The sequence below is a fragment of the Pseudomonas sp. K8 genome (genome assembly GCF_014889455.1).
In the GTDB taxonomy this organism is placed as follows: Bacteria; Pseudomonadota; Gammaproteobacteria; order Pseudomonadales; family Pseudomonadaceae; genus Aquipseudomonas; species Aquipseudomonas veronii.
This window is the reverse complement of sequence record NZ_VJWO01000019.1, coordinates 88,083-102,267: the sequence shown is the minus strand read 5'-3', so window position 1 is coordinate 102,267 and position 14,185 is coordinate 88,083. Positions and strand designations below refer to the sequence as shown.

The 14,185-nt window shown below is 61.7% G+C and carries 10 protein-coding genes; 4 read left to right on the top strand and 6 right to left on the bottom strand.

The annotated features are described in order from the left end of the window. Positions 1 to 104: 104 nt before the first annotated feature. The 3 genes from fadA to INT12_RS15620 form a co-directional block, all read right to left on the bottom strand. Complete coding sequence (fadA, locus tag INT12_RS15630) at positions 105 to 1,280, bottom strand: acetyl-CoA C-acyltransferase FadA (protein WP_026140242.1); 1,176 nt, start codon at positions 1,278 to 1,280, stop codon at positions 105 to 107. 29 nt (positions 1,281 to 1,309) lie between these two features. Further along, a complete protein-coding gene (gene fadB / locus INT12_RS15625; protein ID WP_193040188.1) occupies positions 1,310 to 3,457 on the bottom strand; it encodes a fatty acid oxidation complex subunit alpha FadB in 2,148 nt (715 codons plus the stop codon). 493 nt (positions 3,458 to 3,950) lie between these two features. Next, complete coding sequence (locus tag INT12_RS15620; RefSeq protein ID WP_193041232.1) at positions 3,951 to 4,388, bottom strand: hypothetical protein; 438 nt, start codon at positions 4,386 to 4,388, stop codon at positions 3,951 to 3,953. Positions 4,389 to 4,493: 105 nt separating this feature from the next. Between INT12_RS15620 and INT12_RS15615 the strand changes: the two genes are divergently transcribed. Next, positions 4,494 to 4,931 (top strand): universal stress protein, encoded by a 438-nt coding sequence (locus INT12_RS15615; protein ID WP_104903750.1) that lies wholly within the window; start codon positions 4,494 to 4,496, stop codon positions 4,929 to 4,931. A 121-nt stretch (positions 4,932 to 5,052) separates the two neighbouring features. Here the strand turns inward: INT12_RS15615 and INT12_RS15610 are convergent, their stop codons facing one another. Continuing rightward, on the bottom strand, positions 5,053 to 6,972 hold the full coding sequence (locus tag INT12_RS15610) for an ATP-binding cassette domain-containing protein (protein WP_017848770.1): 1,920 nt from the start codon (positions 6,970 to 6,972) through the stop codon (positions 5,053 to 5,055). Between the two features lie 213 nt (positions 6,973 to 7,185). Here INT12_RS15610 and INT12_RS15605 point away from each other — a divergent pair, with 213 nt between their 5' ends. Next, positions 7,186 to 9,114, top strand: a complete 1,929-nt coding sequence (locus INT12_RS15605; RefSeq protein ID WP_017848769.1) for a transglycosylase SLT domain-containing protein — start codon at positions 7,186 to 7,188, stop codon at positions 9,112 to 9,114. Between the two features lie 63 nt (positions 9,115 to 9,177). Here the strand turns inward: INT12_RS15605 and INT12_RS15600 are convergent, their stop codons facing one another. Next, a complete protein-coding gene (locus tag INT12_RS15600; protein WP_177031598.1) occupies positions 9,178 to 10,962 on the bottom strand; it encodes an ABC transporter ATP-binding protein/permease in 1,785 nt (594 codons plus the stop codon). Between the two features lie 245 nt (positions 10,963 to 11,207). On the opposite strand from INT12_RS15600, the gene INT12_RS15595 reads away from it, so the two are divergent. Further along, the gene (locus INT12_RS15595; protein ID WP_017848767.1) at positions 11,208 to 11,381 is read left to right on the top strand and encodes a PA1571 family protein; all 174 of its coding nucleotides are present in this window, start codon (positions 11,208 to 11,210) and stop codon (positions 11,379 to 11,381) included. Between the two features lie 57 nt (positions 11,382 to 11,438). Here the strand turns inward: INT12_RS15595 and pdxB are convergent, their stop codons facing one another. Then, complete coding sequence (gene pdxB, locus INT12_RS15590; protein ID WP_017848766.1) at positions 11,439 to 12,581, bottom strand: 4-phosphoerythronate dehydrogenase PdxB; 1,143 nt, start codon at positions 12,579 to 12,581, stop codon at positions 11,439 to 11,441. A gap of 180 nt (positions 12,582 to 12,761) precedes the next feature. Here pdxB and INT12_RS15585 point away from each other — a divergent pair, with 180 nt between their 5' ends. Continuing rightward, positions 12,762 to 14,156 (top strand): MATE family efflux transporter, encoded by a 1,395-nt coding sequence (locus INT12_RS15585; protein WP_193040985.1) that lies wholly within the window; start codon positions 12,762 to 12,764, stop codon positions 14,154 to 14,156. Positions 14,157 to 14,185: the final 29 nt, after the last annotated feature.

The window sequence follows — 14,185 nt, the reverse complement described above, 5'->3', positions numbered from 1 at the left end:
CTTTCATGCTCTGGCCGCCTTACAAAATTTGTTAAAAAAAAATAATAAAACTACCGAAAAACAAAAACCGGGGCACTGGGCCCCGGCTTCCGTCAACCCAACGCTTAAAGGCGTTCGAAGACGGTGGAAATGCCTTGGCCGAGACCAATGCACATGGTTGCAACCCCGAGGTTGCCGCCATTTTGCTTCATCACATTGAGCAAAGTGCCGGAGATTCGCGCGCCGGAGCAACCGAACGGGTGGCCCAGGGCGATCGCGCCGCCGTGCAGGTTAACCTTCTCGTTCATCTTGTCGAGTACTTTCAAATCTTTCAGCACCGGCAGGGCCTGTGCGGCGAAGGCTTCGTTGAGCTCGAAGAAGTCGATATCGGCGACGGTCAGGCCCGCGCGCTTCAAGGCTTTTTGTGTCGCCGGTACCGGACCATAGCCCATGATCGCCGGGTCCACACCCGCTACGGCCATCGAACGAATCACCGCCATCGGCTGGATACCCAGGTCCTTGGCACGCTGCGCCGACATCACGATCATGCACGAGGCACCGTCGGTGATTTGCGACGAAGTGCCGGCTGTCACGGTGCCGCCCTTTGGATTGAACGCCGGTTTCAAGGCGGCCAGGCTTTCCAGGGTGGTATCCGGACGAATGGTTTCGTCGTAGTCGAACAGTTTCAGGAAACCGTTCTCGTCGTAGCCGTTCATCGGGATGATTTCATCCTTGAACTTGCCTTCCACGGTCGCCTTGTGGGCGAGCTGGTGGGAACGCAGGCCGAACGCATCCTGGGCTTCGCGGGTAATGCCGTGCATCTTGCCGAGCATTTCCGCGGTGAGGCCCATCATGCCCGAGGCTTTTGCCGCGTGCAGCGACATGTGCGGGTTGGGATCGACACCGTGCATCATGCTGACGTGGCCCATGTGCTCCACGCCACCGACCACGAATACATCACCGTTGCCGGTCATGATCGCCTGGGCGGCCGTGTGCAATGCACTCATCGACGAACCACACAGGCGGCTGACCGTCTGGGCGGCCGCGGTGTGCGGGATCTGGGTCAGCAAGGAAGCCATGCGGGCGATGTTCCAGCCCTGCTCCAGGGTCTGGTTGACACAGCCCCAGATCACGTCTTCGACTTCGTTCGGGTCGACCTTGACGTTACGCTCCAGCAATTTGCTGATCAGGTGCGCCGACATGTCTTCGGCGCGGGTGTTGCGGTGCATGCCGCCCTTGGAGCGGCCCATCGGCGTGCGACCGAAGTCGACAATCACGACGTCTCTTGGATTCAAGCTCATAAATATTCTCGCTCAAGTGTATGGGACGCTTAACCGAAGAAGCTCTGGCCGTTCTTGGCCATCTCACGCAGCTTCGCGGTCGGGTGGTACAGCGGGCCCAAATCAGCGTATTGATCAGCCAGGGCAACGAACTCGGCCACACCGATCGAGTCGATGTAACGCAGCGCACCGCCACGGAATGGAGGGAAACCAATACCGTACACCAGGCCCATGTCGGCTTCGGCGGCGGTTTCGACGATGCCGTCTTCCAGGCAACGCACGGTTTCCAGGCACAGGGCGATCATCATCCAGTTGATGATGTCCTCGTCGGACACCTCACGCTGTTCATAGATGACCGGCGCGAGCACTTCGTGGACCGACGGATCGGCAACCCTCTTCTGCTTGCCCTTCTTGTCGGTCTCGTAGGCGTAGAAGCCCTTGCCGTTCTTCTGGCCCAGGCGCTTGGCCTCGTAGAGCGCGTCGATCGCCGAGCGGCGGTCGTCTTTCATGCGGTCCGGGAAGCCTTCAGCCATCACGTCGCGACCGTGGTGGCCGGTGTCGATGCCGACCACGTCCATCAGGTACGCCGGGCCCATCGGCCAGCCGAATTTTTCCATGACCTTGTCGATACGCACAAAGTCCACACCGGCGCTGACCAGCTTGGCGAAACCGCCGAAGTACGGGAACAGCACGCGGTTGACCAAAAAGCCCGGGCAGTCGTTGACCACGATCGGGTTCTTGCCCATTTTCTTGGCGTAGGCAACGGTGGTGGCGACGGCCAGCTCGCTGGACTTCTCACCACGGATCACTTCCACCAGCGGCATCATGTGTACCGGGTTGAAGAAGTGCATGCCGACGAAGTTTTCCGGACGCTTGAGGGCCTTGGCCAGCAGCGTGATGGAAATGGTCGAGGTGTTGGACGCCAGGATGGTGTCGTCTTTGACCTGGGCTTCCACTTCCGCCAGTACCGCTTGCTTGACCTTCGGGTTTTCGACAACCGCTTCGACCACCAGGTCGACGTGGCCGAAATCGCCGTAGGACAGCGTAGGACGAATGCCGTTGAGCACTTCAGCCATTTTCGCTGCGGTCATGCGACCTTTATCAACCCGACCTACCAGCAGCTTGGCCGCTTCCGCCAGGCCTTGCTCGATGCCGTGTTCGTTGATGTCTTTCATCAGGATCGGCGTGCCTTTGGACGCCGACTGATAGGCGATACCGCCGCCCATGATGCCGGCACCGAGTACGGCAGCCTGTTTCACATCCTTGGCGACTTCATCGTAGGCCTTGGCCTTTTTCTTCAGTTCCTGATCGTTCAGGAACAGACCGATCAGGCTCTGGGCAGCGGAGGTCTTGGCCAACTTGACGAAACCTGCCGCTTCCACTTCCAGGGCTTTGTCGCGACCGAAGTTCGCGGCTTTCTGGATGGTCTTGATCGCTTCAACCGGCGCCGGGTAGTTCGGGCCGGCCTGGCCAGCCACGAAACCTTTGGCGGTTTCGAACGCCATCATTTGTTCGATGGCGTTGAGCTTGAGTTTTTCCAGCTTCGGCTGACGCTTGGCCTTGTAATCAAATTCGCCGCTGATGGCGCCCTTGATCAGGTTCAGCGCGGCTTCGGCCAGTTTGTCCGGAGCAACCACAGCATCGACGGCACCGACTTTCAGCGCGTCTTCAGCTTTGTTTTCCTTGCCGGCGGCGATCCACTCGATGGCGTTGTCGGCCCCGATGATGCGCGGCAGGCGCACGGTGCCGCCGAAACCTGGGTAGATGCCCAGCTTGACTTCCGGCAGGCCGATTTTCGCAGTGGCCGACATGACGCGAAAATCCGCCGCCAGGCACATTTCCAGGCCGCCGCCCAGCGCGATGCCGTTGATCGCGGCAACGGTCGGCACGTTGAGGTCTTCGAAATCGCTGAAAATCTTGTTGGCTTCGAGGTTGCCAGCCACCAGCTCGGCATCGGGCAGCTTGAAGCTCTCGACGAATTCGGTGATGTCGGCGCCGACGATAAACACGTCCTTGCCGCTGGAGACGATCACGCCCTTGACCGAAGCATCTGCTTTGATGGCGTCTACGGCCTGACGCAGTTCGTTCAGGGTTAGACGGTTGAACTTGTTGACGGACTCACCCTTGAGGTCGAATTTCAGTTCGACGATGCCACTTTCAAGAGCCTTAACCGTGATGGCTTTACCTTCGTAAATCATCAACTGATCTCCACGATATGGAAGCTGAACAGTACACATCGGACGCTGGCCTCTGGTTGGACATTGATGATTTCGTCAATGCTCACCCCAATGCGCCAGGCACACCCGCCAATGCGATAGTCGGGATTCTGTATGAGACGTCTGACAGACAAACGCTCAATTCATACGCCCGTTTGATTTGGGTACGCCACCTTCATCCAATTCCGGGCAATTGTCAATCGCTCGAAAGCGCTAGGAAAAACGCGACTTTCCAGTCATTTCAGAACCCCAACCCTTGGCCCACGCTTCGCCAATATTCAACTATTCACCAAATCAATAATGAATACAGCGTAGGAAAAGACTGTACAGATCCGGATATCCGGCTACGCTTGCGGCAGCCATTACAGAATAGTCAAAACGCCTGGGTGAATACCCGGCGTGAAACACACAGCTTTACCGGCCTGCCTGGCCAACCCCGCCCGATGATGATGTCGGGCTTTTTATTGCCCGACGTTCAGGCCAGGGCCTTGAGCAACGTATCAATGGCCTGCAGGTCGCTCACATCACCCTTCTCGCCCCAGCACAACGCGATCATTTGCCGGTCTGCCTCGACTTTGTAGACGTTGGCCGGCAGCGTCGCAAAATGCGCCAGCAATTGCTCGTCCACGCAGGCTTCCTGCCATTGATTGACCCACACGCCAGGCTCCAGCTGCCAATAACTCCATAGTGCAGGGACCTTGCCGCGCCGTGGCCGGTGGTATTGCGCACACGGGCTCGGCGGCTCCTGCTTGAGCCAGTGCGGCCACGCCTGGGGCGCCAGTTGCATCGCCAGGCCCATGCGGCGCGCCTCCATGCGCAGGGCCATGCGCCCACTCTGATGGCGCGACGGGCGCAGCCATGCCAGGGGGCTCAAAACCACCGCAAGGATTGACACCACTATCCAGACCGTCATATGTGTACTCCCGATTTTTTAGATAAGCGGATTTGACCTGACGCAACCCCATCCGCTTGAAAGCAGCCATACTGAACTTATTGCAGTCCCCTGGAGGAACGCCCCATGTCATACGAACATATTCTGGTCGCCGTAGACCTGACCGAAGAGTGCGATCCAGTGATCAAACGCGCCGTGGATCTGGCTGGCACCACTGCCAAACTGTCCCTGGTGCATATCGTCGAACCGATGGCCATGGCCTTTGGCGGCGACGTGCCGATGGACCTGTCACAACTGCAACAGCAGCAATTCGATCAAGCCAAGGAACGCCTTGAGCGCCTGATCACCAAGTACCCGCCCCTGAAAAAAGATCAGAGCCACCTGACCTATGGTCAGCCACGCCAGGAAATCCATCACCTGGCCAAGGAACAGGGCTGCGACCTGATCGTGGTCGGCAGCCATGGCCGTCACGGCCTGGCCTTGCTGCTGGGCTCCACCGCCAATGACGTCCTGCACGGCGCACCGTGCGATGTGCTGGCGGTGAAGCTGGTAAAAGGCGCGTAGGACCGATCGAGATCCAATATGGGAGGGAGCTTGCTCCCTTCCACATGTTGGACTGCAGCTCATATAAAAAACCCGGTGCTCATTGAAATGAACACCGGGTTTTTTAATGCACTGGAATCAATCAGGCGTCCAACTCGGCCCAACGTTCAACCAGCACTTCCAGCTCCTGGTTCAAGGTTTCCAGGGACGCGATGACCTCGGCGGTTTCCGCCGCCGGACGCAGGTAGAAACCCGCGTCAGCCATTTGCGCTTCGACCGCAGCGATCTGCTGCTCCTTGGCGTCGATTTCACCCGGCAGGGCTTCCAGCTCACGCTGCAGCTTGTAGCTGAGTTTCTTCTTCGCGGCAGGCGCGGCTTCCGGCGCCGGTGCAGCGGCGGCCACGGGGGCGACGACGGCGGAGGTCAAGTCGGCCTTGCCGGACTTGCTCTCGGTCACGCCCAGCAGGCGCGGCGAGCCGCCCTGGCGCAGCCAGTCCTGGTAACCACCGACGTACTCGCGCACCTTGCCTTCACCTTCGAAGACCAGGGTGCTGGTGACCACGTTGTCGAGGAATGCCCGGTCGTGACTGACCATCAGCACAGTGCCGTTGAAGGTCAGCAGGACCTCTTCCAGCAGCTCGAGGGTTTCCACGTCGAGGTCGTTGGTCGGTTCGTCGAGGACCAGCAGGTTGGCCGGCTTGCTGAACAGCTTGGCCAGCAACAAGCGCGCACGCTCACCACCGGACAAGGCCTTGACCGGCGTGCGTGCGCGCTGCGGGCTGAACAGGAAGTCGCCCAGGTAGCTCAGCACATGGCGGCTCTGGCCGTCGATATCGATAAAGTCGCGGCCTTCGGCGACGTTGTCGATCACGGTTTTTTCCAGGTCCAACTGGTGACGCAACTGGTCGAAGTAGGCCACGTCGATGCGCGTGCCCTCTTCCACTTTACCGCTGGTCGGTTGCAGGCCGTTAAGCATCAGCTTGAGCAACGTGGTCTTGCCGGTGCCGTTGGCGCCGAGCAGGCCGATACGGTCGCCGCGCTGCAGGACCATGGAGAAGTCCTTGATCAGGAACGGACCGTCCGGGTGATGGAAGCTGACGTTCTCCAGCACCATCACCTGCTTGCCCGACTTGTCGGCGGTTTCCAGCATGATGTTGGCCTTGCCGGTGCGCTCGCGACGCTCACTGCGTTCAACGCGCAGGGCTTTGAGTGCGCGTACACGGCCTTCGTTACGGGTGCGGCGCGCCTTGATGCCCTGGCGGATCCACACTTCTTCCTGGGCCAGGCGCTTGTCGAACAAGGCGTTGGCGGTTTCTTCAGCGGCCAGGGTGGCTTCTTTGTGGACCAGGAAGCTGGCGTAGTCGCCGTTCCAGTCGATCAGGCCACCACGGTCCAGCTCGAGGATGCGGGTCGCCAGATTCTGCAGGAAGGACCGGTCGTGCGTGATGAACAACACGGCGCCCTGGAAATCCTTGAGGGCTTCTTCGAGCCAGGCGATCGCGCCGATGTCCAGGTGGTTGGTCGGTTCGTCGAGCAGCAGCAGGTCCGGCTCGGACACCAGGGCCTGGGCCAGCAGGACGCGGCGACGCCAGCCGCCGGACAATTCGGCGAGGGTCTTGTCGGCCGGCAGTTGCAGGCGGCTCAGGGTGCTGTCCACCAGTTGCTGCAGGCGCCAGCCGTCGCGGGCTTCGAGGTCTTGCTGGACGTGCATCAGCTTGTCCAGGTCTTCCTCGGTGACGCAGTTCTGCGCCAGGTGATGGTATTGCGCAAGCAACTCACCGACGCCGTCCAGGCCTTCGGCGACCACGTCGAACACTGTCCGTCCGTCGGCCACCGGCAGTTCCTGCGGCAATTCGCCAATCTTGAGGCCCGGGGCGCGCCATACAGAGCCGTCATCGGGCTTCTGGTCGCCTTTTACCAGCTTCATCATGCTGGACTTGCCGGTGCCGTTGCGGCCGATGATGCACACCCGCTCACCACGGGCGATCTGCCAGGACACCTTGTCCAACAACGGCATAGCGCCGAAAGCAAGGGACACATCGCTGAATTTGAGCAGGGTCATACGCTTCTCCAAAAACTGGGCGCGCATTCTACCTGAGTTGAGGGTGGGATGCGGCCGGCATTTTCGCTACGGGTGGGTTCTGTAAGACAATTCCTGCGAACTTGAACGAACAGGTCGGCAAAGCTTTCACCGGCCGCAGGCAAAAGGCTAAGCTAGAGGCAATGAGTGTCGGCGGTGCCGGCGCTAGTCGTGATTTCTTTGCACGGACGTCTCATGCGCAGTCGCCTTTTCAACTTTTTATCTTGTCTGCTTCTTACCGCCACTGCCGCTCAATCCGCCCTGGCCGTGGACATAACCACCCAACGTCAATATTACGATGAAGCCAAACGCGCCCTGGCCAAGGGCGATACCGGGCCCTACATGCAATACAGCCAGGCCTTGGCCGACTATCCGCTGACGCCGTACCTGGCCTACGACGAGCTGACCGCACGCCTGAAGACCGCGAGCAACGAGGAAATCGAACAATTCCTCGCCAAAAACGGCGACCTGCCCCAGGCCAACTGGATGAAACTGCGTTGGTTGCGCTGGCTGGCCGAGCGTGGCGACTGGCAGACCTTTGAAAAGTACTACGACCCCAAGCTCAATTTCGTCGAGCTCGATTGCCTGCATGGCCAGTTCCAGCTCACGCACAATCTGAAAGCCGAAGGCTACAAAACCACCGAAAAACTCTGGCTGACCGGTAAATCGCAACCGTCCGCCTGTGATGCCACGTTCGCGCAGTGGGCCGCAGATGGCCAACTCACCGAACAGAAAATCTGGGACCGCGCCAAGCTCGCCGCCGAAGCCCGCAACTACGCGCTGGCCAACAGCCTGGTGAAAAGCCTGCCGACCCTCGGCGCCCAAGGCCGCCTGATGGTGGACGTGGCGCAAAAGCCGGAGATGCTCAACGACCCATCGCGCTTCCTGCCGGCCACCGAGGCCATGTCTGACGCCGTGGGCCTGGGCTTGCGCCGCCTGGCACGGCAGGACCCGGACAAGGCCATGGCCATGCTCGACGGCTATGCCAGCAGCATGCACTTCTCCCGTGACGAAAAAGTGGCGATTGCCCGCGAGATCGGCCTGACCCTGGCCAAGCGCTTTGATCCACGCGCTCTTGAGGTGATGACCAAGTACGACCCGGAACTGCGCGACAACACCGTGTCCGAATGGCGCCTGCGCCTGCTGTTGCGCCTGGCCCGTTGGGAAGACGCCTACCAACTCACGCGCAAACTCCCGCAGGACTTGGCCACCACCAACCGCTGGCGCTACTGGCAGGCCCGCAGCCTGGAACTGGCCGAGCCGAAAAACCCGCAAGCCCTGGTGCTGTACAAGAACCTGTCGCGGGAGCGCGATTTCTACGGATTCCTCGCCGCCGACCGCTCCAAAGCGCCGTACCAACTGATGAACAAGCCGCTGTTGATGAGCCAGGCGCTGATCAACAAAGTGCGCAACACCCCCGGCGTGCGCCGCGCCCTGGAGTTCTATGCGCGGGGCCAGGTGGTCGATGGCCGCCGCGAGTGGTACCACGTCAGCCGTCACTTCAACCGCGACGAAATGGTCGCCCAGGCCAGGCTGGCCTACGACATGAAGTGGTACTTCCCGGCGATCCGTACCATCAGCCAGGCGCAGTACTGGGATGACCTCGACATCCGCTTCCCAATGGCCCACCGCGACACCCTGGTGCGCGAAGCCAAGGTGCGTGGCCTGCATTCGAGCTGGGTGTTCGCCATCACCCGCCAGGAAAGCGCGTTCATGGACGACGCCCGCTCCGGCGTCGGCGCCAGCGGCCTGATGCAGCTGATGCCCGGCACCGCCAAAGACACCGCGCGCAAGTTCAGCATCCCGCTGGCCTCCCCGGCCCAGGTGCTCGATCCGGATAAAAACATCCAGCTCGGCGCCGCTTACCTGAGCCAGGTACACAGCCAGTTCAACGGCAACCGCGTCCTCGCTTCCGCCGCCTACAACGCCGGCCCGGGCCGCGTGCGCCAGTGGCTGCGCGGCGCCGATCACCTGAGTTTCGACGTGTGGGTGGAAAGCATCCCGTTCGACGAAACCCGCCAGTACGTGCAGAACGTGCTGTCTTATTCGGTGATCTACGGGCAGAAGCTCAATTCGCCACAGCCGTTGGTGGACTGGCATGAGCGGTATTTCGACGATCAATAAAGCGTGACGCACACACAAAAATGCCCGCATCCTTCGATGCGGGCATTTTTTTGCGCGGTGATTTCAGTGCGCAGCCTGTTCCTCCACGCCATCACTGAACTGCAACGCCGCCAACCGCGCATACAGCGGGTTGCTCGCGATCAACTGCTGATGCGTGCCGATCGCCACCAGCTTGCCCTGGTCCATCACTGCGATCCGGTCCGCATGCTTCACCGTCGCCAGCCGATGCGCGATGACCAGCGTGGTGCGGCCCTGCATCAGTTGTGGCAGCGCCTGCTGGATCAGGTGTTCGCTCTGGGCGTCGAGGGCGCTGGTGGCTTCGTCCAGCAGCAGGATCGGCGCATCTACCAGCAACGCGCGGGCGATCGCCAGGCGTTGCCGTTGGCCGCCGGAGAGGCCCATGCCGCCGTCGCCGAGGTGGGTCTGGTAGCCATCGGGCATTTGCAGGATGAAGTCGTGGGCATGGGCAATCCGCGCCGCGGCTTCGACCTGCTCGCGAGTGGCGCTCGGGTTGCCGTAGCGGATGTTGTCTTCGACACTGCCAAAGAACAGCGCCGGGCTCTGGGACACCAGAGCAAAGTGGCGGCGCAGGTCCTGGGGGTCGAGTTCGGTCAGCGGCTGGCCTTCGAGCAGGATGCGGCCGTGCTGGGGATCATAGAAGCGCAGCAACAGGTCGAAAATCGTCGACTTGCCCGCGCCCGACGGGCCCACCAGCGCGAGGGTTTCGCCGGGGTTGATGGTCAGGTTCAAACCGTCGATGGCGTAAGTGTCCGGCCGCGACGGGTAGGAAAAGCGCAGGTCTTGCAGCTCCATGCGGCCGCTGACGCGTGGCGGTAATTGCACGCTGCCGGCGACGGGCGCCTGGATCTCGTTGTGCGACTGCAGCAACTCGCCGATCCGCTCTGCCGCCCCCGCGGCGCGCTGCAACTCGCCGAGCACTTCGCTCAAGGTGCCGACGGCGCTGCCGACGATCAGGCTGTAGAACACGAACGCGGCCAGTTCACCACCGGAAATGCGCCCGCTGATCACATCCATGCCGCCGACCCACAGCATCACCCCGACAGCGCCGAGCACCAGCATGATCACCAGGGTAATCAGCCAGGCGCGCTGGGCAATGCGCTTACGTGCGGTGCTGAAAGCGTCCTCGACGGTCACGGCAAAGCGTTGTTCGTCCTGCGCCTGGTGGTTATAGGCCTGCACGGTCTTGATCTGGCCGAGCGTCTCGGACACGTAGCTGCCGACGTCGGCGATACGGTCCTGGCTCAAGCGCGACAGGCTGCGCACGCGGCGGCCGAAAATCAGGATCGGCGCCAACACCAGCGGCAGCGCCACCACCACGATGCTGGTGAGCTTGGGGTTGGTGACAAACAGCAGCACGATGCCGCCGATGACCATCAACGCATTGCGCAGGAACAGCGACAGCGAGGAGCCGATCACCGATTGCAACAATGTGGTGTCGGTGGTCAGCCGCGACTGGATTTCCGAGCTGCGGTTGTTTTCATAGAAGCCCGGATGCAGGTAGATCAGGTGGTTGAACACCTGCCGACGAATGTCCGCCACCACCCGCTCGCCGATCCACGACACCAGGTAAAACCGCGCAAACGTGCCGACGGCCAGGCCCAGTACCAGGATCATGAACAGGCCGATGGATTGGTTGAGCAAGTGCGGCGACTGGGTCATGAAGCCCTGGTCCACCAACAGGCGAATGCCCTGGCCCATGGACAAGGTGATGCCGGCGGTGACGATCAGCGCCACCAGCGCGCCAAGCGCCTGCCAGCGATAGGGCGCAATGAAGCGGCTGGCCAGGCGAATTGCACGGCGTTGTCGGACTGAGAACATGGGGGGCATCACCTGATGAGGGGAGATCGGAACCTACAGACAACATTGGGGGAACTTGGGTAAATAACAATGAGTCGGGTTAATTATGCCCGCCCACTCTGCCCCCTAGAGGTTATCGGTCTAACACCCGGCTGGAAATTTGTAACGGTTTCTGGTGGACTGAGTATTCGAAGCGATGATCTTGCAAGGAGTTGTAACAGCTCGGTCACGCGGGGGGGTTAAAGTTGGTACACAACCTGATGAGGAGACAGGCCATGACCTTGCAAAACAGCAGCGATGCCAAGATTGAAGTAATCCGCCAACCGCAATACCTGCCTTGCTCCGTCATCGACGCCCAAGGCCGCGAAGTGCAGATTACCGAAGACATGATCCAGCAAGCGTGCCGCGAGCTGGAACAGCGACTGGTCAAGCCTGCCCAGCAAGGCTGAAGCGCCCACGCTCTTTCAGAACCGGCCTTGATGGCCGGTTTTTTTGTGACCTCGTTCCTACAGCAGTTCAGCGCCCAATGCCTCGACGATGCCAGACAACAGCGCCGATTGCCCATGGATACGCACCTTCAAGCCATCGATCTCACGGCGCTCCGGATAGTGCTTGCGCAGCAGATCGAACGCCTTGCGTTGCTCGTCCACCGTTCCCACGAGGCTGCGACGGAAATCCGCATCGTCGCGACGCGGGTCGTACACGCTGCGGCATAACGTCGCCAGCGCCCAGGCGGGGTCGGTAGACGCATTCAAGTGGACCTCGGCCAGCCACGGCGGCGGCAGCAAATCACTCAGTTCAATCGCCGGCGCCTGGCCCAGATGCGCGCAGAACGCCTGGTAGATCTGCGCCGTGCCGCGCTGCTTGCCGTCCAGGCTGTAACCGGCGATGTGCGGAGTGGCCAGCACGCAGAGGTCGGCCAGGTCGACATCCACTTCGGGCTCGCCTTCCCACACATCCAGCACCGCTTGCAGGTCTTCACGCGAAAGCAGCACGTCGCGCAGGGCGGCGTTGTCCACCACCGGGCCACGGCTGGCGTTGATCAGCCAGGCACCGGGCTTGAGGCGGTTGAGGCGCTCGCGGTCGAACAAGTGCCAGGTGGAGCCGTTGCCGGACTTGGTCAACGGCGTGTGCAGGCTGATCACGTCGCATTGCTCGATGATCTGCTCCAGGCTGACGTAGTCACCGTCTTCGGCGATCTGCCGCGGCGGGTCGCAGACCAGCACGTTCCAGCCCAGGCCCTTGAGCACCTTGACCAAACGCCCGCCCACTTCACCGGCGCCGACGACACCGTAAGTCCGCTGGTTGAGGTCGGCGCCCTCGATCTCGGCCAGGGTCTGCAAGCTGCCCAGCACGTAGTCCACCACGCCACGGGCATTGCAGCCGGGCGCGCTGGACCATTGAATGCCGGCACGCTGGAAATAGTCGAGGTCCAAATGATCGGTGCCGATGGTGCAGGTGCCGACAAAGCGCACCTTGGAACCTTCGAGCAAGGCCCGGTTGACGTTGGTCACCGAGCGCACCAGCAGCACATCGGCCTGCTCGACGGTGGCGCGGTCAATAGAACGGCCGGGCACCCGGCGTATTTCGCCAAATCCTTGGAAGAAAGCATCGAGCAGCGGAATATTTTCGTCGGCAACAATCAGCATGGCAGGCTCCTTTGGCGGAACAGCAGTGTACAGGGATGCGATCGGTGTTCCACCGCAGATCGAAGGTGGACGCTGCGGCGCCTGGAAGATCGCTTACAAATAGCTAACACAGGTTTTTTCCTGACCGCTGCGTCAACGCGTAGAATCCGCCGTCCTGCGCTCTTCTTTGGACATCTGCACGTGAACACCGCCACCGCCACCCTCACCCGTCCCGCCCGCATCAGCCGGGAAGTGCGCGGCCTGCTGACACTTGCCGTGCCGATCATGATCGGCCAACTGGCAACCACCGCGATGAGCTTCGTCGATGCGGTGATGGCCGGGCGCGTCAGCCCGCAGGACCTGGCGGCGGTGGGCCTGGGCAATTCGATCTGGATTCCGGTGTACCTGCTGATGACCGGCACCTTGCTGGCCACCACGCCGAAAGTCGCCCAGCGCTATGGCGCCGGTCACTACAGCGAGATCGGGCCGCTGGTACGCCAATCCCTGTGGCTGGCGGTGGTGGTCGGCATCATCGCGTCACTGCTGCTGCTCAGCGCCGAACCGATCCTGCACGCGATGAAGGTTGAACCCGACCTGATCGAACCGTCCATGGGCTACCTGCACGGCATCGCCGCAGGCATGCCGGCCGTTGCCCTGTATTACGTGTTGCGTTGTTTCAGCGACGGCCTGGGCCGCACACGCCCGAGCATGGTCCTGGGCCTGTGCGGGTTGGCGCTGAATATCCCGCTGAACTACATCTTCATCTATGGCCATTTCGGCGTGCCGGCCATGGGCGGCGTGGGCTGCGGCTGGGCCACGGGCATTGTGATGTGGGTGATGATGCTCGGCCTGGCGGGCTGGACGCGCTGGGGGCCGGCGTACCAGAGCAGCGAACTGTTCAAGCGTTTCGATTGGCCGCAATGGGCGGTGATCAAGCGCGTATTGGGCATCGGCCTGCCGATCGGCATCGCGATCTTTGCCGAATCGAGCATCTTCGCGGTGATCGCCCTGCTGATCGGCAGCTTGGGCGCCACGGTGGTCTCCGGCCATCAGATCGCCCTGAACGTCAGTTCCCTGGTGTTCATGATCCCCTACTCCCTGAGCACGGCCGTCACCGTGCGCGTCGGCCAGGCCCTCGGCCGTGGCCTGCCGCGTGAAGCGCGCTTCGCTGCCGGGGTCGGCATGGGCACGGCGCTGGCGTATGCCTGCCTGTCCTGCAGCCTGATGCTGGTGTTCCGCGAGCAGATCGCGGCGATCTACACCCCGGACCCGGTGGTGATCCACCTGGCGTCGACGCTGATCGTGTTTTCCGCGCTGTTCCAGTTTTCCGACTCGATCCAGGTCACCGCCGCCGGGGCCTTGCGCGGTTATCAAGACACCCGCGTGACCATGGTGCTGACCCTGTTCGCCTACTGGGGCGTGGGGTTGCCGGTGGGTTACGCCCTGGGGCTGACCGACTGGCTGGGCGCGGCGAGCGGCCCCAGCGGTTTGTGGCAGGGGCTGATCGTGGGCCTGAGCTGCGCGGCGGGGATGTTGCTGGTGCGCCTGGCGCGCAGCGCACGCCGACGCATTCGCCGGGACAAGGTGCGGGGTTAAGCAGCACACACCCGCGCTTGCTCGCGAAG